Origin of the sequence: Pseudomonas putida S13.1.2, from assembly GCF_000498395.2 — a bacterium.
Taxonomy (GTDB): domain Bacteria; phylum Pseudomonadota; class Gammaproteobacteria; order Pseudomonadales; family Pseudomonadaceae; genus Aquipseudomonas; species Aquipseudomonas putida_Q.
The window spans coordinates 5,773,243-5,792,102 of the sequence record NZ_CP010979.1; the positions used below are offsets into that span (position 1 = coordinate 5,773,243).

At 63.9% G+C, this 18,860-nt stretch carries 16 protein-coding genes; 11 read left to right on the plus strand and 5 right to left on the minus strand.

What is annotated here, in order from left to right:
* Nucleotides 1–89 precede the first annotated feature (89 nt).
* The gene (gene yedA / locus N805_RS25530) at nucleotides 90–1,010 is read left to right on the plus strand and encodes a drug/metabolite exporter YedA (RefSeq protein WP_019471736.1); all 921 of its coding nucleotides are present in this window, start codon (nucleotides 90–92) and stop codon (nucleotides 1,008–1,010) included.
* 55 nt (nucleotides 1,011–1,065) lie between these two features.
* Nucleotides 1,066–2,388, plus strand: coding sequence for a DEAD/DEAH box helicase (locus tag N805_RS25535; RefSeq protein ID WP_019471737.1), 1,323 nt, complete (start codon nucleotides 1,066–1,068; stop codon nucleotides 2,386–2,388).
* A gap of 132 nt (nucleotides 2,389–2,520) precedes the next feature.
* Here N805_RS25535 and N805_RS25540 read toward each other — a convergent pair whose 3' ends face one another.
* The 3 genes from N805_RS25540 to N805_RS25550 all read right to left on the minus strand — a co-directional run bounded on the left by N805_RS25540 (nucleotide 2,521) and on the right by N805_RS25550 (nucleotide 5,677).
* Nucleotides 2,521–3,762 (minus strand): TIGR03862 family flavoprotein, encoded by a 1,242-nt coding sequence (locus N805_RS25540; RefSeq protein ID WP_026034481.1) that lies wholly within the window; start codon nucleotides 3,760–3,762, stop codon nucleotides 2,521–2,523.
* 149 nt (nucleotides 3,763–3,911) lie between these two features.
* Entirely contained in the window at nucleotides 3,912–4,826 is a 915-nt protein-coding gene (locus N805_RS25545) for a histone deacetylase (RefSeq protein WP_019471739.1), read from the minus strand.
* A 164-nt stretch (nucleotides 4,827–4,990) separates the two neighbouring features.
* Nucleotides 4,991–5,677 (minus strand): histidine phosphatase family protein, encoded by a 687-nt coding sequence (locus N805_RS25550; protein ID WP_028614110.1) that lies wholly within the window; start codon nucleotides 5,675–5,677, stop codon nucleotides 4,991–4,993.
* Nucleotides 5,678–5,856: 179 nt separating this feature from the next.
* On the opposite strand from N805_RS25550, the gene N805_RS25555 reads away from it, so the two are divergent.
* The 4 genes from N805_RS25555 to N805_RS25570 all read left to right on the plus strand — a co-directional run bounded on the left by N805_RS25555 (nucleotide 5,857) and on the right by N805_RS25570 (nucleotide 9,173).
* A complete protein-coding gene (locus N805_RS25555; RefSeq protein ID WP_028614111.1) occupies nucleotides 5,857–6,426 on the plus strand; it encodes a GNAT family N-acetyltransferase in 570 nt (189 codons plus the stop codon).
* A 148-nt stretch (nucleotides 6,427–6,574) separates the two neighbouring features.
* Entirely contained in the window at nucleotides 6,575–7,444 is an 870-nt protein-coding gene (gene tesB / locus N805_RS25560) for an acyl-CoA thioesterase II (RefSeq protein ID WP_028614112.1), read from the plus strand.
* Nucleotides 7,441–8,031, plus strand: a complete 591-nt coding sequence (locus tag N805_RS25565) for an HAD family hydrolase (RefSeq protein WP_028614113.1) — start codon at nucleotides 7,441–7,443, stop codon at nucleotides 8,029–8,031. Before tesB ends, N805_RS25565 begins: the two co-directional genes overlap by 4 nt.
* 131 nt (nucleotides 8,032–8,162) lie before the next feature.
* Nucleotides 8,163–9,173 (plus strand): zinc-dependent alcohol dehydrogenase family protein, encoded by a 1,011-nt coding sequence (locus N805_RS25570; RefSeq protein WP_019470392.1) that lies wholly within the window; start codon nucleotides 8,163–8,165, stop codon nucleotides 9,171–9,173.
* A 58-nt stretch (nucleotides 9,174–9,231) separates the two neighbouring features.
* On the opposite strand, the gene N805_RS25575 is transcribed toward N805_RS25570, so the two are convergent.
* Nucleotides 9,232–9,933, minus strand: coding sequence for a FadR/GntR family transcriptional regulator (locus tag N805_RS25575; RefSeq protein WP_019470393.1), 702 nt, complete (start codon nucleotides 9,931–9,933; stop codon nucleotides 9,232–9,234).
* Nucleotides 9,934–10,194: 261 nt separating this feature from the next.
* Between N805_RS25575 and N805_RS25580 the strand changes: the two genes are divergently transcribed.
* From N805_RS25580 to N805_RS25595, 4 genes are all read left to right on the plus strand, one after another.
* Nucleotides 10,195–11,547: an MFS transporter gene (locus N805_RS25580; RefSeq protein ID WP_019470394.1), complete on the plus strand. Its 1,353-nt coding sequence runs from the start codon at nucleotides 10,195–10,197 to the stop codon at nucleotides 11,545–11,547.
* Between the two features lie 19 nt (nucleotides 11,548–11,566).
* A complete protein-coding gene (gudD, locus tag N805_RS25585; protein ID WP_019470395.1) occupies nucleotides 11,567–12,922 on the plus strand; it encodes a glucarate dehydratase in 1,356 nt (451 codons plus the stop codon).
* 494 nt (nucleotides 12,923–13,416) lie between these two features.
* Nucleotides 13,417–14,808, plus strand: coding sequence for an amino acid permease (locus N805_RS25590; protein WP_019470396.1), 1,392 nt, complete (start codon nucleotides 13,417–13,419; stop codon nucleotides 14,806–14,808).
* A 142-nt stretch (nucleotides 14,809–14,950) separates the two neighbouring features.
* Nucleotides 14,951–15,991, plus strand: a complete 1,041-nt coding sequence (locus tag N805_RS25595) for a PDDEXK nuclease domain-containing protein (protein WP_019470397.1) — start codon at nucleotides 14,951–14,953, stop codon at nucleotides 15,989–15,991.
* Nucleotides 15,992–15,998: 7 nt separating this feature from the next.
* Here the strand turns inward: N805_RS25595 and N805_RS25600 are convergent, their stop codons facing one another.
* Nucleotides 15,999–16,868 (minus strand): LysR family transcriptional regulator, encoded by an 870-nt coding sequence (locus N805_RS25600; protein WP_019470398.1) that lies wholly within the window; start codon nucleotides 16,866–16,868, stop codon nucleotides 15,999–16,001.
* A gap of 304 nt (nucleotides 16,869–17,172) precedes the next feature.
* On the opposite strand from N805_RS25600, the gene N805_RS25605 reads away from it, so the two are divergent.
* Nucleotides 17,173–18,714: an MFS transporter gene (locus tag N805_RS25605; RefSeq protein ID WP_019470399.1), complete on the plus strand. Its 1,542-nt coding sequence runs from the start codon at nucleotides 17,173–17,175 to the stop codon at nucleotides 18,712–18,714.
* The last annotated feature ends 146 nt before the right edge of the window (nucleotides 18,715–18,860 follow it).

Sequence of the window (18,860 nt, forward strand, 5' to 3'; positions counted from 1 at the left end):
TGCCGCTCATTTGAGCCGGTTCTGTAGCGTAACTTCACCCGGGCAGGCCGTTAAACTGAATTACCCGTAAACGGATTTCGAGTTTTTCCATGCCTGCCTCCCGTCGCTTCCCGTTGTTGCTCATTGGTGCTTTCCTGGCCTTGTACCTGGTCTGGGGCTCTACCTACCTGTTCATTCGCATTGGTGTGGAGAGCTGGCCGCCGATGCTCATGGCCGGGGTGCGCTTCCTGATTGCTGGCGGCCTGCTGTACGGTTTTCTGCGCTGGCGCGGTGCGCCGGCGCCAACCTGGGCGCAGTGGCGGGCGGCAGGGGCAGTCGGCTTTCTGCTGCTCAGCTGTGGCAACGGCGGCGTGACCGTGGCCGAACATGCCGGGGTGGCATCGGGCGTGGCGGCGCTGGCGGTGGCGACAGTGCCCTTGTTCACCTTGCTGTTCGGCCTGTTGTTCGGGCACCGCAACTCGCGGCTGGAGTGGGCGGGGATTGCCCTGGGGCTGGTGGGTATCGGCCTGCTGAACCTGGGTTCCAACTTGCAGGCAAGCCCGATGGGGGCGGCACTGATCATTTTTGCGGCGGCGTCGTGGGCATTCGGCTCGGTATGGAGCAAGACTTTGCCGTTGCCTCAGGGGCCGATGGCCAGCGCTGCGGAAATGCTGGTGGGCGGCGCGGCGCTGTTGCTGGGCAGCGTGCTGTCTGGTGAGCGCATGACGCAGATGCCGACCGCAGCCGGCTGGGGTGCGTTGGCCTACCTGGTGTTCTTCGGCTCTATCCTGGCATTCAGTGCCTACATGTACCTGCTCAAGCACGTACGCCCGGCGGCGGCCACCAGCTATGCCTACGTCAACCCGGCGGTTGCCGTGCTGCTGGGCATCGTCTTTGCCGGCGAACAGATTGGCGCCGAGGAGTGCGTGGCCATGGCGGTGATTATCGGCGCGGTGGTGCTGATCGGCCTGCCACAGTGGCGCAAGGCACCTGCGCCTGCGCAGCCGTTGGAAGGCGAAATCTGCAAGTAGGCCGGGGTGATGCGGTAAACTTGCCGCCTTCGCTGAACCCCCTGACGGTATTGCCATGAATTTCGCCAAACTCGGCCTGATCGAACCGCTGCTGCGCACGCTGCAGCAGCTGGACTACACCACCCCGACCCCGGTGCAGGCCAAGGCCATCCCCGCCGTGCTGGCCGGCCGCGACCTGATGGCCGCCGCCCAGACCGGCACCGGCAAGACCGCAGGCTTTGCCCTGCCCGTGCTGCAGCGCCTGGCGCTGGAGGGCGAGAAGGTGGCCAGCAACTCGATCCGCGCGCTGGTGCTGGTGCCAACGCGCGAGCTGGCCGAGCAAGTGCACAACAACGTGCGCGAGTACGCCGAGAACCTGCCGCTGAGCACTTACGCGGTGTACGGCGGGGTCAGCATCAACCCGCAGATGATGCGCCTGCGCCGTGGCGTCGACCTGTTGGTGGCCACCCCGGGCCGCTTGCTCGATCTGTTCCGGCAGAACGCGGTCAAGTTCAACCAGGTGCAGACCTTGGTGCTGGACGAAGCTGACCGCATGCTCGACCTGGGCTTTGCCGAAGAACTGCAATCGGTGTACGCCGCGCTGCCCCGCAAGCGCCAGACGCTGTTGTTTTCCGCCACGTTCTCTGACCAGATTCGCGTGCTGGCCGGACTGGCCCTGAACGACCCGCTCAGTATCGAAGTGAGCCCGCGCAACGCCACCGCGACCAGCGTCAAACAGTGGCTGGTGCCTGTGGACAAGAAGCGCAAGGAAGACCTGTTCTGCCACCTGCTGCGCAAGCAGCGCTGGACGCAGGTGCTGGTGTTTGCCAAGACCCGTAACGGTGTCGACCAGCTGGTGGCGCGCTTGCTGGCCGAAGGCGTGAACGCCGACGGCATCCACGGTGACCGCCCGCAGGCCACCCGCCAGCGTGCGCTGGACAGCTTCAAGGCCCGCGAGATTCAGGTGCTGGTGGCGACCGACGTGGCGGCCCGTGGCCTGGATATCGATGACCTGCCGCTGGTGGTCAACCTCGACCTGCCGATCGTCGCCGAGGATTACGTGCACCGCATCGGGCGTACCGGGCGGGCGGGTAACAAAGGCGAGGCGATTTCGCTGGTGTGCGCGGATGAAGTGCAGTTGCTGGGGGCTATCGAAGTGCTTACCCGGCAGACCCTGCCACGCCATGAAGAGCCGGATTTCATCCCTGATCACCGGGTGCCGATGACCGACGCCAGTGGCCAGGTGATCAAGAAGCCGAAGAAACCCAAAAAGCCGAAAGAGAACAGCGCCAAGCGCGGGCTGGGGCGCTGGATGGACAGTGGGGACCCGGAGCCGGCTGTGAAGGCAGTGCGCAAGGTGCCGAGCTTCAATGGTGGGCCGCGTAAGCGTAAGCCTTGAGATTTTGGGGCCGCTTTGCGGCCCATCGCGACGCAAGGCCGCTCCTACAGGACAGTGCAAACCTAGGCATTGTGAGCACCCTGTAGGAGCGGCCTTGTGTCGCGATGGGCTGCAAAGCAGCCCCAAAATCTGTCAGGAAACCCGCGTAACCCAATCCGCCGCGGCCCGCCCGGCGCGCAACCCGCTGGCAAAGCAAGCCGTCAGCAGGTACCCCCCGGTCGGCGCCTCCCAGTCCAGCATCTCGCCGGCACAGAACACCCCCGGCATGCCCTTGACCATCAACCCCTCATCCAGCCCCTCGAAGCGTACCCCGCCGGCACTGCTGATCGCTTCATCCAGTGGCCGCGTACGCAGCAATGTGATCGGCAATGCCTTGATCGCCGGCGCCAGCGCCTGTGGGTCGGCAAAGGTCGCCTGATCGGTCAGCTCGCGCAGCAGCGCCGCCTTGACGCCATCAATCCCCAGCTGGCTGTGCAGATGCTTGGCCATGGAGCGCGAACCGCGTGGCTTGGCCAGTGCCTGGGCAATTTTGTCCACAGGCTTGTCTGGCAGCAGGTCGAGCAGCAGTATGCCTCGGCCTTCGCGGTTGATGGCCTCGCGCACCGGTGCCGACCAGGCATACACCAGGCTGCCTTCAACACCCTGCGCGGTGAGGATGAACTCGCCTTTGCGCGGCGCGCTGCCGGGGACGCTGAGGGCAATGTTCTTCAGCGGTGCGCCCGCGAATTTTTCCTTCAGCAATGCGCTCCAGCCTTCCACCTCAAACCCGCAGTTGCTGGGCTGCAAAGGCGAGATATCCACAGCCCGTGCGGCCAGCAATGGTTGCCAGGCGCCATCCGAACCCAGTCGCGCCCAACTGCCACCACCCAGCGCCAGTACCACCACGGCAGCGTTTACCGCGCGCTCACCCTGTGGATAAGCGATCCGCAAGGTACCGTCGGCATTCCAGCCCAACCAGCGGTGCCGGGTGTGGATAACTACCCCGGAGTCGCGCAGCCGCTTGAGCCAGGCGCGCAGCAGGGGGGCGGCTTTCATGTCGGTGGGGAACACGCGCCCCGAGGTGCCGACGAAGGTTTCGATGCCCAGGCCGTGAATCCACTGGCGCAAGGCGTCGGCGTCGAAGCCGCGCAGCAGCGCATCGACTTCGCCCTGGCGCTCGGCATAGCGTGAAACGAACGCCGGGTACGGCTCGGAGTGGGTGATGTTCATGCCGCCAACACCCGCCAGCAGGAACTTGCGCCCCACCGAAGGCATGGCGTCGAACACCTCGACCGCCAGGCCTGCCTGGGCCAGCGCTTCGGCGGCCATGAGGCCAGCGGGGCCGCCACCGATGACGACGGCAAGAGGAGGGGAGGCGGGATTCAGATCGGGCATGGTGGGCAGCAGGCTGTGGAAAAAGATGCGCATTCTACCGCAGCGCTGCCCATGGAAGCACTGATCAAAAAATGATCAGGTTGCTGCAGGCCTTGCAGGCAAAGGGCTACAGCGCCTTTCGCTCAGGTTATCCACAAGCGGTTCCACAGTCATTGTGAACAACCCATGACACGTGCCGCGCTGTGGTGAAGGATGCCATGGCGCCTGGCCAACGCTTCGCGGTCTTTGCTGTAGCCGCCGCCGATCACGCCAACCACCGGGATGTCACGGCCCAGGCAGTGGCGCAGCACCGCTTCGTCACGGGCGGCCAGGCCGGCGTCGGTCAGTTGCAGGTAGCCCAGGGCGTCGTCCTTGTGCACATCGACGCCGGCGTCATACAGCACCAGGTCGGGTTGATAGAGCGGCAACAGGTAGTTGAGGGTGTCGTCCACCACCTTAAGGTAGGCCGCATCGCCCATGCCACGGGGCAGGGGAATGTCCCAGTCGCTCTGCGCCTTGCGGGCCGGGAAGTTCTGTTCGCAATGCAACGACACGGTGATGGCCTCGGGGGTGTCGTGCAGGATGCGCGCGGTGCCGTCGCCCTGGTGCACATCGCAGTCGAAGATCAATACCCGGTGTACCCGGCCAGCCTCCAGCAGGTAGCGGCTGATCACGGCCAGGTCGTTGAAGATGCAGAAGCCGGCGGGGTGGTCGTAATGGGCATGGTGGGTGCCACCGGCGAGGTGGCAGGCGATGCCATGTTGCAGCGCCATCTCGGCGGTCAGCAGCGAGCCACCCACTGCACGGACCGTGCGCCGGGCCAGTGCTTCGCTCCAGGGCAGGCCAAGGCGACGCTGGTCCTCGCGGGACAGGTCGCCGTTCATGTAGCGCTCGATGTAGCCACGGTCGTGGGCCAGGGCGAGGATGTCGTTGGGGCAGATGTCCGGGCGCAGCAATGCCTGGTCGGTGGTCAGCCCGCTTTCGACCAGGTGGTCATGCAGCAGGCGGAACTTGTCCATCGGGAAGCGGTGTTCGGCGGGGAACTCCGGGCTGTAGTCTTCGTGGTAGATCAGCGGCAACGGCATCGGTGGGGTCGCAATCAGGGCCAGTGCTGATCTTGCCATGGGCGGGGCAGCTTTGCTGCCCAATCGCCGGCAAGCCAGCTCCCACAGGTAATGCACAAGCCTCGAAGGCCATGGGGAACCTGTGGGAGCTGGCTTGCCGGCGATGAGGCCGGAGCAGGGGAATGCTATTTGCCGGTGCTGGCCAATACGCGTTGCCAGTCAGGTTCGTTCAGTCGCCCCAGGATGCGTGCTTTGCCATTACCATCCACCGACACGAACAGGGCGCTGGCATAGCTACTCTGGCGCTCGCCACCGGTAACGTTCTGCTGGCGGGCGAAGTGGTCGATGCAGCCGTTGTGGGTCACCAGCACCAGGTTGTGGCCGGGGCGCTTGCGTAACAGTGCTTCACTGGCAAACTGGTTGTCACAGCCTTCCAGCCAATCCTCGCTGGCCACCGCCTGGCCGAGGATGAAATGCGCGGTTTGCCGGGTGCGCAGTTTCGGGCTGCTGAGCATGTCGGCGTTGTTCAGGCCCAGTTGGTGCAGCCCTTGGCCAACGCGGCCAGCGGCCTGGCTGCCGGCCACGGTGATGCCGGTGGGGTCGTCCAGGCAAGGGCCGGGGGCGCTGTCGCAGCGTTCGGCGTGGCGGATCATCACGATCACAGCGCCGTCGGCCCAGTCCTGCAACAGGCCGCTGTCACTCAGTTGTTGCTCGTTACCAAGGTCCACGATATGCGCCCTCGTCGCCAGCCAGGTGGTCAACGCCGCCACGACCATGCACAGGCCAAGGGCGGCACCGAGGGCCTTGCGTGACAGGCGCCGCTTGCGCCGGGCATGAATGGCAGGGTGCCCCAGGGTGTTGCTCGATAGCATGCGTTGCTCCGTTGGCAGTGCCGCGGCTAGCGCGGAGGTGGATGGCGGCATCCTGCCAAGCGGCCTGTCGGGGGCCGGTGAAGGGCGTGTGAAAATTGCATTTGGCTGCTGCCGGCTGGGTGAAACCCGCGCCCGCGCCTACGCTGTAAACTGCAAGGCGGTAAACCGGAGCAGGCCCCATGACCCCCATCCTCCAACTGGAAAGCGCACGGCTGGTGCTGCGCCAATGGCATGACGATGACTTGCGCGAGTTCGCCGCGCTCTGTGCCGACCCACAGGTGATGCGCTACTTTCCGGCGCCGCTGACGCGCGTTGAGGCGGCTGCGTTGATCGGCCGGGTGCGCGGGCATTTCAATGAGTACGGCTTTGGCCTGTGGGCGCTGGAGCGCAAGGACAGCGGCGCGTTCATCGGCATGACCGGGTTGCTCAATGTCAACTTCGAGGCACCCTTTGCCCCAGCAGTGGAAATCGGCTGGCGCCTGGCACGTCGCCACTGGGGCCTGGGCTTTGCCAGCGAGGCGGCGTGGACCTGCCTGCGTTGTGCTTTCGCCCAATTGCGCCTGGAAGAGGTGGTGTCATTCACTAGCGAGAGCAATTTGCCGTCGCAGAAGGTGATGCAGGCCATCGGCATGCAGCAGGACCTGAACGGCAGCTTCGAACACCCCCGCCTGCCCGTGGGGCACCCGTTGCGCCCGCATGTGCTTTACCGCATCGACCGCGCCCATTGGGAGCGCACCCTGCGCGCCTGAATGCACGGCCATGCCCGGTGCGAATGACAAACCCTGTATCATTTGCCCACTTGGAAGGCGCTTGCCGAAACACTCTTCAGCGCCTGTGAGATCGAGCGCCGCCAAGGCGGCGCATCGCGAGCAAGCTCGTTCCTACGGAGAACCCCCAATGAGTCATGTGTTGGACGACCTGGTCGACCTGTTGAGCCTCGAATCCATCGAGGAGAACCTGTTCCGTGGACGCAGCCAGGACCTGGGCTTCCGTCAGCTGTACGGTGGGCAAGTGCTGGGCCAGTCCTTGTCGGCGGCCAGCCAGACGGTCGAGGACGCCCGCCATGTGCATTCGTTGCACGGCTACTTCCTGCGCCCGGGCGATGCCAGCCTGCCGGTGGTGTACTCGGTAGACCGCGTGCGTGATGGCGGCAGCTTCAGCACCCGTCGGGTAACGGCGATCCAGAAGGGCCAGACCATCTTCACCTGCAGCGCGTCGTTCCAGTACGACGAGGAAGGGTTCGAGCACCAGGCGCAAATGCCTGACGTGGTCGGCCCGGAAAACCTGCCCACCGAGGTGGAGCTGGCCCGCGCCATGGCCGACCAGTTGCCCGAGCGTATTCGCGACAAGGTGCTGTGCGCCAAGCCGATCGAGATCCGCCCGGTTACCGAGCGCGACCCGTTCAACCCCAAGCCCGGCGACCCGGTGAAGTACGCCTGGTTCCGCGCCGACGGCAACCTGCCCGACGTCCCCGCCCTGCACAAGTACCTGCTGGCCTATGCCTCGGACTTCGGCCTGCTGACCACGGCGTTGCTGCCCCATGGCAAGTCGGTGTGGCAGCGCGACATGCAGATCGCCAGCCTCGACCATTCGCTGTGGTTCCATGGCAACCTGCGCGCCGACGAGTGGCTGCTTTACGCAACCGACAGCCCCTGGGCCGGGAATTCCCGCGGTTTCTGCCGCGGCAGCATCTTCAACCAGGCCGGGCAACTGGTGGCATCGTCGAGCCAGGAAGGCCTGATTCGCCATCGCAAGGACTGGGCATGAGCCTGGGCGAGGTGCGCAACTGGGTGTTCGACATGGACGGCACCCTGACCGTGGCCGTGCATGATTTCGACGCCATTCGCGTGGCGTTGGACATCCCCGCCGAGCACGACATCCTTACCCACCTGGCGGCCCTGCCGGCAGACGTGGCAGCGGCCAAGCATGCCTGGCTGCTGGAGCACGAACGTGACCTGGCGGTTGCCTCCACGGCGGCCACCGGGGCGGTGGAACTGGTGCGCGAGTTGGCCGGGCGCGGGTGCCGGTTGGGCATCCTGACGCGCAATGCCCGCGAGCTGGCGCATGTGACGCTGGAGGCCATCGGCCTGGCAGACTGCTTCCCGGTGGAGCACATTCTTGGGCGTGACGAAGCGGCCCCCAAGCCGAGCCCGGACGGGCTGCTGAAGATTGCCAGTGCCTGGGGCGTGGCGCCGGGCGAGCTGGTGATGGTGGGGGATTACCGGTTTGACCTGGACTGTGGGCGGGCGGCCGGGGCGCGCACGGTGCTGGTGAATTTGCCGGATAACCCATGGCCGGAGCTGGTGGATTGGCATGCGGCCGATTGCCGAGCGCTGAAGGTGATGCTGGGCTGATTCTTGTGTCGGCAACGCGGGCCTCTTCGCGGGCATGCCCGCTCCCACAGGTATTGTGCAAGTCTCAGGTCTGTGGTGCCGGACCTGTCTATGCTGAACCCCATTCTTTCCTCTGATACGGAGACCCACCCATGACCAGCAAGGCCATCTATGTACAACCCGGCGGCGGCTACGACAAGGTCGAGGTCGGCACCAGCGAGGCCCAGGCCCCCAAGGCCGGCGAAATCACCGTGCGCCTGCACGCCAGCTCCCTCAACTACCACGACTTCGCCGTGGTCAGCGGCATGTGGGGCCCGAGCGAGCGGCGTATCCCCATGGCCGATGGCGCTGGCGAAGTGGTTGCGGTGGGCGAAGGCGTCAGCGAGTTCCAGGTCGGCGACGATGTGGTCAGCACCTTCTTCCCCGACTGGCTCGACGGCCAGGCCAATGTCGAGGGCTTTGCCCGGGTGCCCGGTGACGGCCTCGACGGCTATGCCCGCGAACAGGTGACCGCCCGCGCCACCGCGTTCACCCTGGCGCCCAAAGGCTTCAGCCATGCCGAAGCCGCTACCCTGACCACGGCTGGCCTTACCGCCTGGCGTGCGCTGATGAGCGACGACCACCTCAAGCCTGGCGACACGGTGCTGGTGCAGGGCACCGGTGGTGTGTCGATCTTCGCCCTGCAGTTTGCCAAGCTGGCTGGCGCCACGGTGATCGCCACGTCGTCCAGTGACGCCAAGCTGGAGCGCTTGAAGGCCTTGGGCGCCGATCACCTGATCAACTACAAGAGCACCCCAGCCTGGGGTGAGAAGGTGCGCGAGCTCACCGGCAACCGCGGCGTTGACCATGTGATCGAAGTGGGCGGCCCGGCGACGCTGGAGCAGTCGATGATTGCCGCGCGCATCGGTGGGCATGTGTCGCTGATTGGCATCCTTACCGGCGTGGCCGGGCAGCTGCCGTTGGTGCAGGCGCTGGTGCGGCAGATTCGCCTGCAAGGTGTGCTGGTGGGCAGCCGCGCCCAGCAGCAGGCGATGGTGCGGGCGATCGATGCCAACGGCCTGCGGCCGGTGGTGGACAAGCACTTCGAACTGGAGCAGATCGTCGAGGCGTTCCGCTACCAGGAAAGCAACCGGCATTTCGGCAAGATCTGCCTGACCTGGTAATGCCCATACGCGGTACCTGTGGGAGCGGGCGTGCCCGCGAAGGGCTGCGCAGCGGCCCCTAGTCCGGCAGCATCCGGTCGCGGCTGTTGGACAAGTGCAGGCAGACCGCCGCCCGCGCTGCATCCGGGTCTTGCCGGCGGATGGCATTGAGGATTGCCTCATGCTCCAGGTTGGCCAGATACGCCTGCCTGGCCAGCTTCGCCCCCCCGCGTTCGGCCAGGGCCATGCGGTTGCGCGGGATCAGGCTGTTGCCCAATTGCAGCAGCATCTCGGTGAAGTACAGGTTGCCAGTAGCCTCGGCAATCAGCAGGTGGAAGCGTCGGTCGGCCTCGATGCAGCTGTCGCCGGCGGCAGCCAGGTCCTGATAGTCATCCAGCGCCTGGCGCATGCGCACCAGGTGCCCCTCGTCACGGCGCAGCGCAGCCAGGGCGGCGGCCTGGCCTTCCAGGCCAATGCGCAGCTCCAGCAGGTCGCGCACATTCGCCGCGCTTTCCGCCGCGATGCGCAACCCGGCCTGGGCCTGGCGCGCCATCACGAAGGTACCGATACCGTGGCGCGGTTCCACCAGCCCGGAGGCCTGCAATTTGGACAAGGCTTCACGCACCACCGTGCGACTGACCCCGTGCTCGCGCACCAGCGTGTTCTCTGAAGGCAGCTTGTCGCCCGGCTTGAAGGTGCCCAGCAAAATCTGTTGGGTCAGGCTGGAGACCAGGTCATGGGCGCGGCTGTGGCCGCGCTTGCGGGCGTTTTCGGGCTCCATGCTGTGATCCGTTTCGTGCTTAGCTTGTACGACAAGTTAAACCATCAAATTATTTTTTGCCGATTTTTTCTGCCTTCGAGCGGGTATTTAGCTTCGCTGTTTTTGAAAGATCGCAGCATATTGTCATTGTGACAGCTTGTATTTTGCTGTTTTGCCGACATTCTTGATCTTGTCGTACAACCTCGCCGCGCATATGCTCATCCCCACTGCCATGTCAGACAACCCAGACCCGCACAAAAACAATTAGTGGGAGATTTGCAAGTGAAAGACACCCTCGCTCCGTCTGCCCGGCATGACGGCGACGCCCTGGCCAGTGCCGTGGCCAAGGTCAAGCGCCATGTTCTGCCGCTGTTCGTCATCATGTTCATCGTCAACTACCTCGACCGCGTCAATATCGGCTTTATCCGCCCGCACCTGGAAAGCGACCTGGGCATCAGCGCTGCGGCCTATGGCTTTGGCGCCGGCTTGTTCTTCATTGGCTACGCGTTGTTCGAAGTGCCTTCGAACATGCTGCTGCAAAAGGTGGGGGCGCGGCTTTGGCTGACCCGCATCATGTTCACCTGGGGGCTGGTGGCCACGGCCATGGCTTTTGTGCAGAACGAAACCCAGTTCTACGTGCTGCGCTTTCTGCTGGGTGTTGCCGAGGCGGGCTTCTTCCCTGGGGTGATCTACTACTTCACCCGCTGGCTGCCAGGCGCCGAGCGCGGCAAGGCGATTGCCATTTTCCTCAGCGGTTCGGCGCTGGCTTCGCTGATTTCCGGGCCGCTGGCCGGGGCGTTGATGCAGATCCAGGGCCTGGGCATGCATGGCTGGCAGTGGATGCTGTTCATCGAAGGCATGGCCTCGGTCGCATTGTGCTTCTTCGTGTTTTTCTGGCTGGATTCCAAGCCGCAGGATGCCAAGTGGTTGAGCCAGGCCGAGCAGGACGCGCTGGTAGCCACCATCGACCGCGAGCAGCGTGAGCGCGAAGCCGTTGGCACGGTCAAGGCTTCGGCCTGGAGCCTGCTCAAGGACCGGCAGATCGTTCTGTTCTGCGTGATCTACTTCTGCATCCAGTTGACCATCTACGCTGCCACCTTCTGGCTGCCCAGCATCATCAAACGCATGGGCGACCTCAGCGACCTGCAGGTCGGCTTCTTCAACTCGATCCCGTGGCTGATCTCGATCCTGGCCATGTACGCCTTTGCCGCCGGCTCCGCGCGCTGGAAGTTCCAGCAGGCCTGGGTAGCCGGTGCCCTGGTGGTCGCCGCCATCGGCATGTTCATGTCCACCACCGGTGGGCCGGTGTTCGCCTTTGTCGCCGTGTGCTTCGCGGCCATCGGTTTCAAGTCGGCATCGTCGCTGTTCTGGCCAATCCCGCAGGGTTACCTGGATGCCCGCATCGCGGCAGCAGTGATCGCCCTGATCAACTCGGTCGGCAACCTCGGCGGCTTTGTTGCCCCCACCACCTTCGGCCTGCTGGAGCAGCAGACCGGCTCGATCCAGGGTGGGCTATATGGCCTGGCCGTGACCTCGGTGCTGGCGGCCATTGCCATCTTCTTCGTTCGCACTCGTCCAAAGGGCGCCCCTTCCGATGACCTCAAGGCCCCCTCGGCCCTGGGCCAGACCCACTGAATACTGCGAGACAACAATCATGAATATGCAGACCAATCCCGCCGTTCATACCAGCACCCCGGTGGTCACCGACCTGCGCGTTATCCCCGTGGCCGGCCATGACAGCATGCTGCTGAACCTCAGTGGCGCCCATGGCCCGTATTTCACCCGCAACGTGGTAGTGCTGCGCGACAGCGCTGGCAATACCGGGCTGGGCGAGGTGCCTGGCGGTGAACAGATTCGCCAGACCCTGGAAGACGCCCGCAGCCTGGTAGTCGGCCAGCCGATCGGCCACTACCAGCGCGTGCTCAATGCCATGCGCCAGACCTTTGCCAGCCGTGACTCGGCGGGTCGTGGCCTGCAAACCTTCGACCTGCGCATTACCGTGCATGCGGTAACGGCCATCGAGTCGGCGCTGCTCGACCTGCTTGGCCAGCACCTCAACGTGCCCATGGCGGCCCTGCTGGGCGAGGGGCAGCAGCGCGATGCGGTGAAGATGTTGGGTTACCTGTTCTACATCGGCGACCGCCAGCAGACCGACCTGGCCTACCGCAACGAGGCCGATGCCGATGACGACTGGTTCCGCGTGCGCCACGAGAAGGCCTTGACCCCGGAAGCGGTGGTGCGCCTGGCCGAAGCGGCCGAGCAGCGCTATGGCTTCAGCGACTTCAAGCTCAAGGGCGGTGTGCTGCGTGGTGAAGAGGAGATGGAAGCAGTCACGGCGCTGGCCGAGCGCTTCCCCGAAGCGCGAATCACCCTCGACCCCAACGGCGCCTGGTCACTGAAAGAGGCCATTGCCTTGTGTCGCGACAAGCATCACGTGCTGGCCTATGCCGAAGACCCCTGCGGTGCCGAGAACGGTTATTCGGGCCGGGAGGTGATGGCCGAGTTCCGCCGGGCCACCGGCCTGCCCACCGCCACCAACATGATTGCCACCGACTGGCGGCAGATGGGCCATGCGATCCAGTCGCAGGCAGTGGATATTCCGCTGGCCGACCCGCACTTCTGGACCTTGCAAGGTTCGGTACGGGTAGCGCAGATGTGCAATGACTGGGGGCTGACCTGGGGCTCGCATTCGAACAACCATTTTGACATTTCGCTGGCGATGTTCACCCAGGTGGCGGCTGCGGCGCCGGGCGAGATTACCGCGATCGACACCCACTGGATCTGGCAGGACGGCCAGCGCCTGACCCGTGAACCGCTGCGCATAGTCGACGGGCACGTGCGGGTACCGGCCCGGCCGGGGCTGGGGGTGGAGCTGGATGAGGACCAGTTGGCCAAGGCCCATGAGTGCTACCGCAACATGGGGTTGGGGGCGCGGGATGACAGCGTGGCGATGCAGTATCTGATTTCGGGGTGGCGCTTCGATAACAAGCGGCCTTGCCTGGTGCGTTGAGGGCGGTTCAAGACTTTGCAAGGAAGGCCTCGGGAGACCGGGGCTTTTTTGTATCTGACGAGAAGAGGTTTTGCCTGCGCCGGCCCTATCGCCGGCAAGCCAGCTCCCACAAGGATTGCGCATGGCATGAAACCTATGCGGTCGAGGTGGGAGCTGGCTTGCCGGCGATAGGGCCAGTGCAGGCAACACACATCCAAATGAAAAACAAAAGCGCCAGATGGCCCGATGGCGCGATCAGGCATGCCATTCGCGACATCTGGCGGCAATGGAACTGCCCTGTCGTGATCGAACAGTTCCGGGGCGTTCTCGTGTAATTTCCCACAGCCCTGCGAGGCTTAAATGAAGCCCGAACCGCACGGACACGTTGCTCTGTGATGCGCGCCAAAGATCAACAACAGCGCGCGAGCAACCTGTCGACTTACTGATTTGAAAGGAGATATTTTCGCCTAAGCCTGCCCGTCCATCCTTGTGTCAGCAAAAAGAGAACAACATCAATGAGCACCGTGGGATCTGATGGCAACCTTGCACAAGGTTTCAAGCCTCGTCATGTAACGATGCTGTCCATCGCCGGCATCATCGGCGCCGGACTTTTCGTGGGCTCTGGTCACGCCATCGCGGCGGCTGGGCCAGCAACCATAGTTTCTTATTTCGTGGCCGGAACCCTGGTGGTACTGGTCATGCGCATGCTCGGCGAAATGGCCGTGGCACACCCTGATACCGGATCGTTTTCCACCTACGCCGACCAGGCCATCGGCCGCTGGGCCGGCTACACCATCGGTTGGCTGTACTGGTGGTTCTGGGTATTGGTAATCCCTATCGAAGCGCTGGCTGCCGGGCATGTGCTGAACGCCTGGTTCCCCCAGGTGGACAGCTGGATCTTCGCCCTGGCCTCGGTGCTGCTGCTGGCCTGCACCAACCTGTTCAGCGTGGCCAAGTACGGTGAGTTCGAGTTCTGGTTCGCCATCCTGAAGGTTACGGCGATTCTGGGTTTCATCGGCCTGGGCTTTGCCGCGCTGATGGGCTGGCTGCCCAACCGCGAGGTCAGCGGCCTGAGCGGGCTGATGGCCGAGTACGGCGGCTTTGCGCCGAAGGGTTGGTCGGCGGTGGTCGGTGCGTTCATCACCGTGATGTTCAGCTTCATCGGCACCGAGGCGGTGACCATCGCCGCGTCCGAATCCAGCGACCCGTCGCGCAACATCGCCAAAGCCACCCGCTCGGTGATCTGGCGTATCAGCACCTTCTACATCCTGTCGATTTTCGTGATCATTTCGGTGGTGCCGTGGAACGACCCACAACTGGCGGTGGTTGGCTCGTACCAGCGTGCGCTGGAAATCATGAACATCCCCAATGCGTCGTTCATGGTCGACCTGGTGGTGCTGGTGGCCGTGACCAGCTGCATGAACTCGTCGATCTACATTGCTTCGCGGATGATGTATTCGCTGGCCAAGCGCGGTGACGCCCCGGCCTTCCTCAACAAGACCTCCAAAGTTGGCGTACCACGCGCTGCAGTGTTTGGCAGTACCCTGATCGGCGCAGCCATCGCCATCCTCAACTACTTTGCGCCCAAGGGGGTGTTTGAATTCCTGCTGGCCAGCTCTGGTGCCATCGCTCTGCTGGTGTACATGGTCATCGCCATCTCGCAGCTGCGCATGCGCCGCCGCCTGGAGCGGGAGAACACCGAGCTGAAGTTCCGCATGTGGCTGTTCCCGTACCTGACGTGGGCGGTGATCGTCTTCATTGCCGGGGCGTTGGCGGTGATGATGTATACGCCCGAGCACCGGGTGGAGGTGAGTTCCACACTGGGCCTGGCGATCGTGATTTCCTTCCTGGGGATCGTGACCTCGCGCGGCCATGCGCAACCTGTGGGGGCGCGGTCGGTGGGGTGATTCAGTTCACCTGGCGGTAGGGCGAAGGGCCCCGTGGATGGGAGCCCTTTGTTTTTTGAAACACTTGTCTGATGGCGCGGGCGACCGGGCGCTGGCTTGTCGGGGGTAGACTTCCTGTCGAATTCACAAAGGGAGTCGATGCATGAGCGCTGAACAAAAAATACAAGCGCCGACCGCCTTTCCTTCGGTCAAGGATGACCGGTTCGAGGAAGTGCTCGGGTTGATTAAGAATGCCAGGCAACGTGCGGTGCAGGCGGTCAATACACAATTGATCGATTTGTACTGGCAGGTGGGGGCTTACATCAGCCGCAAGCTGGAGCGAGCTGAGTGGGGGGAATCTGTAGTAAGCCAGCTGGCAGCACACCTGGCTCAGACGCAGCCTGGGCTGCGTGGCTTTACAAAGCGCAATCTCTTCCGCATGCGGCAGTTCTATGAGGCGTATCGGAATGACGAGAAAGTGTCAGCACTGCTGACACAATTGCCTTGGACCCATAACCTTACCATCCTGACCTTGAGCAAATTGCCTGACGAACGTGAGTTCTATCTGCGTTTGGCCGTCCAGGAGAAATGGTCCAGTCGTGAGCTGGAACGGCAGTTCAGAGCTTCTCTTTTCGAACGTAGTGTGGCGAACCCTGCTAAAGCCTCAGCAAATCTGAAACAGCATTACCCAGCAGCAATGGATGTGTTTCGAGATGCCTACGTGGTCGAGTTCCTGGGCCTACCGGGTGGCCATGTCGAAGCGGATCTGCAAGGTGCGCTGATGGATAGGCTCAAACAGTTCCTGATCGAGCTGGGCCGGGATTTCTGCTTCGTTGGCTCCCAATATCCGCTTCAGGTCGGCGGCCGTGACTTCGCACTCGACCTGCTGTTCTTCCACCGGGGCCTCAACTGCCTGGTCGCGATCGAACTGAAAGTCGGCCGCTTCGAGCCTGAGTACCTGGGCAAGCTCGATTTCTATCTGGAAGCACTGGATCGCAATGAACGTAAGCCTCATGAAAACCCTGCCATCGGCGTGTTGTTATGCGCCAGCAGAGATGACGAGGTGGTCGAGTACGCACTTAACCGAAGCTTATCTCCAGCGCTGATTGCCGAGTATCAGACGCGCTTGCCGGACAAGGCACTGCTGCAGGCCAAGCTGCATGAGTTTTATGCCCTGGGTGCTGCAGAAGATCAGAGTGCTTGAGCGGCCATCAAGTGCCGCCCATCACGCTTTGCACATATCGCATCACCGCAGGTGCTTTCTCGAAGCGCCGGTGAACCAGGCTTAGCCACGAGCTAGCTTGGCAATCGACGACCCGCCGGTAATTCACCTGCGGCAGGTTGATGCGCTGCACCACCGATTCCGGGACTACAGCAATGCCTTGCCCAAGTGAGACCAAGGTAATCACTGCCACCAGGCTGCCGGGTTGTGGGCCAAGCCTGGGAACGAAACCACCTTGCGCGGCCACTTCCAGCGTGCCGGAAATCTGCTCGGGCAGGATGAAGGTTTCGTTGGCCAGGCGTGAGGCCGGAATCTGCGGTACTTCGTTGATCCGCGAGCTGGCGGGCAGGGCGAGGACGAAACCTTCCTGGTGCAAGGCGATTGCTTCCAGTTCGTCAGGCAGCTCCATCGGTGAGCGCACGTAGGCAAGGTCGAGCAAGCCGTCGCGGACCATGCCGGGTAGCTCGGCCATGGGCAGTTCACGGATATTCAGGCGCACGCCAGGGCAGGTTTCGCTGTAGCGGCTGACTTGCTGCTGGAGCATGCCCGAGTAGGCGGCCGAGGCCACGTAGCCCAGTTCGATACGCCCGCTTTCGCCACGGGCGGCCTTTTGTGCGCCCAGTTGCGCCGCATCGAACTGGCGCACGGCGTGCTCCGCCTCGATCAACAGCGCCTGGCCGGCGGCGGTCAGGTTGACCTCGCGCTGGCTGCGCTCGAACAGGCGTACGCCCAGTTCGCGCTCCATGTCCTGGATCTGCCGGCTGAGGGTGGGCGGGGCGATGCCCAGTTGCTCGGCGGCACGGGTGAAATGGCCGTGGCGGGCGACGCACAGGAAGTAGCGGAAATGGCGGATTTCCATGGGTGTTACCTACAAGGTAATGACGCAGGCCGCCGGGGCTAACAAAGCTTTGGGTTGGCGGCGTTATGGTTGAGGCCAACACTACAAGGCTGGTGGCTTGGCGGCAAAGCCTGCCTGTGCAATTGCCGGGACCGCTGTGCGGTCCATCGCCGGCAAGCCAGCTCCTACAGGTATTGCGCAACCGCGAACACGGCGCGGCCCCTGTGGGAGCTGGCTTGCCGGCGATGGAGCGCGCAGCGGTCCCGGCGATCCCCGCAGGTTAAAGGCACTTCAAACCAGCCAGCTCAGCTTCCGGAGCCCCATCATGCCCTCTGCACGGTTCACCCTGCTCACAGCCTCCCTGGTCTGCGCCCTGATCATTCTCGACACCAACATCGTCGCGGTCAGCCTGCCCAGCATCGCCCGCGACCTGTCCGGCTCGTTCGCCGATATCGAATGGGTGGTCAGCGCCTACCTGCTGGCCTTCGCCGCCTGCCTGTTGCCCGCCGGCAGCCTGGCCGACCGTTTTGGCCGGCGGCGCATGCTGCTGCTCGGCCTGGTGCTGTTCGGTTTGGCCTCGCTGGCGTGTGGTGCCGCGCCGAACCTGCTGTTCCTTGACCTGGCCAGGGCCGCAAAGGGTGTGGGGGCTGCGTTGTTATTGACCTCGGCGCTGGCCGCGATCGGCAACCGCTTTCATGAGCCGCAAGAGCGCATGCGCGCCTGGGCCTTCTGGGGTGCCTGCATGGGCGCCACCATCACCTTTGCGCCGCTGTTAGGCGGGATAATCGCCAGCACCCTGGGTTGGCGCTGGATCTTCTACATCAACCTGCCGCTGGTAGCGCTGCTTGCAGTGATGGTGATGCGCAGTGTCGAGGAATCCCGCGACAGTGCCGCAGCCCGGCTCGACCCATGGGGCAGCCTGACCTTCGCCGGCAGCCTGGGCTACCTGATCTGGGCGATGATCGATGCCAACCAGGTGGGCTGGGGCAGCGCGCAAACCCTTGGACGGCTGGTGATCAGCGCCTTCCTGTTCGGCCTGTTCGTGATGGTCGAGCGCAGCCAGGCACGGCCGATGATCGACCTGCGGCTAATGCGCAGCGGGCGTTTCGTCGGCGCCCTGCTGGGCATGTTCGCGTACGCCGCTTGCGCCCAGGTGATGATGACTCTGCTACCGCTGTACCTGCAGAACGGCCTGCAGCTTTCGGCCCTGGCCGCTGGCGCAGGCATGTTGCCGTTCGCCATCGCCATGTTGGTGACGCCGCGCCTGGGCATGCGCCTGGCCACCCGCTTGAGTCCGGCGCAGGTGTTTGCGTTGGGCCTAGTACTGGTGGGGGTGGGCAACCTGCTGTGTGCCTGGGCCGCCGGGTTTGGCGGCTATGCAGCCTTTGCCCTGGCCAGCCTAGTGCTGGGGGCGGGTGCCGGGCTGCTAAATGGCGACACCCAGAAAAACATCATGGCGTGTGTGCCACGCCAGCGTACCGGGATGGCTTCCGGGTTGAGTACAACTACGCGCTTCGGGGCCATCGTCCTGGCTATCGGTTTACTGGGTGGCGTACTGGCCGCCCGCAGCGGGCAATTGCTTCACGAAGCCCTGGTTGCCGTAGCGCCATCGCAAGTGGGCCAGGTTGCTGCGATGGCCACGCGGGTAGCGGCGGGCGACCTGCAGGCGGCCCTGGCGCTGCTTGATCCGGGCTTGCGTGAAGCGGTGGCACCCTTGGCCCGCCAGGCGTTCATGGGTGGCTTCGAGGCCGTGTTGCAGGTTGCGGGCGTTGCAGCGCTGGTGTTCGCGGTGGTGGTCGGCGTGCTGCTGAGCCGCCCGCTGCCCGCTACGCAGGAAACGCTACTGGGGCAAAGCCAACCCCTGTAAAAGGCATGTATCCACACCGGCAAAACCGCGTTGAAACCGCACTCGGATGAGTAGGTAGCTGACCGCAGTTATTTCACCCTTGCGCGCAACTAATACAACCGGAAAATGTCATTTCACTGCGCGCCAGCAATGGCGCGTGGATGAGG

Bases quoted from the DNA above. Each gene is read 5' to 3' on its own strand.
- N805_RS25535 (WP_019471737.1), top strand. From the start codon at position 1,066: ATGAATTTCGCCAAACTCGGCCTGATCGAACCGCTGCTGCGCACGCTG.
- N805_RS25595 (WP_019470397.1), top strand. From the start codon at position 14,951: ATGAGCGCTGAACAAAAAATACAAGCGCCGACCGCCTTTCCTTCGGTC.
- tesB (WP_028614112.1), top strand. From the start codon at position 6,575: ATGAGTCATGTGTTGGACGACCTGGTCGACCTGTTGAGCCTCGAATCC.
- N805_RS25565 (WP_028614113.1), top strand. From the start codon at position 7,441: ATGAGCCTGGGCGAGGTGCGCAACTGGGTGTTCGACATGGACGGCACC.
- N805_RS25540 (WP_026034481.1), bottom strand. From the start codon at position 3,762: ATGCCCGATCTGAATCCCGCCTCCCCTCCTCTTGCCGTCGTCATCGGT.
- yedA (WP_019471736.1), top strand. From the start codon at position 90: ATGCCTGCCTCCCGTCGCTTCCCGTTGTTGCTCATTGGTGCTTTCCTG.
- N805_RS25590 (WP_019470396.1), top strand. From the start codon at position 13,417: ATGAGCACCGTGGGATCTGATGGCAACCTTGCACAAGGTTTCAAGCCT.
- N805_RS25555 (WP_028614111.1), top strand. From the start codon at position 5,857: ATGACCCCCATCCTCCAACTGGAAAGCGCACGGCTGGTGCTGCGCCAA.
- N805_RS25575 (WP_019470393.1), bottom strand. From the start codon at position 9,933: ATGGAGCCCGAAAACGCCCGCAAGCGCGGCCACAGCCGCGCCCATGAC.
- gudD (WP_019470395.1), top strand. From the start codon at position 11,567: ATGAATATGCAGACCAATCCCGCCGTTCATACCAGCACCCCGGTGGTC.
- N805_RS25545 (WP_019471739.1), bottom strand. From the start codon at position 4,826: ATGCCGTTGCCGCTGATCTACCACGAAGACTACAGCCCGGAGTTCCCC.
- N805_RS25550 (WP_028614110.1), bottom strand. From the start codon at position 5,677: ATGCTATCGAGCAACACCCTGGGGCACCCTGCCATTCATGCCCGGCGC.
- N805_RS25600 (WP_019470398.1), bottom strand. From the start codon at position 16,868: ATGGAAATCCGCCATTTCCGCTACTTCCTGTGCGTCGCCCGCCACGGC.
- N805_RS25605 (WP_019470399.1), top strand. From the start codon at position 17,173: ATGCCCTCTGCACGGTTCACCCTGCTCACAGCCTCCCTGGTCTGCGCC.
- N805_RS25570 (WP_019470392.1), top strand. From the start codon at position 8,163: ATGACCAGCAAGGCCATCTATGTACAACCCGGCGGCGGCTACGACAAG.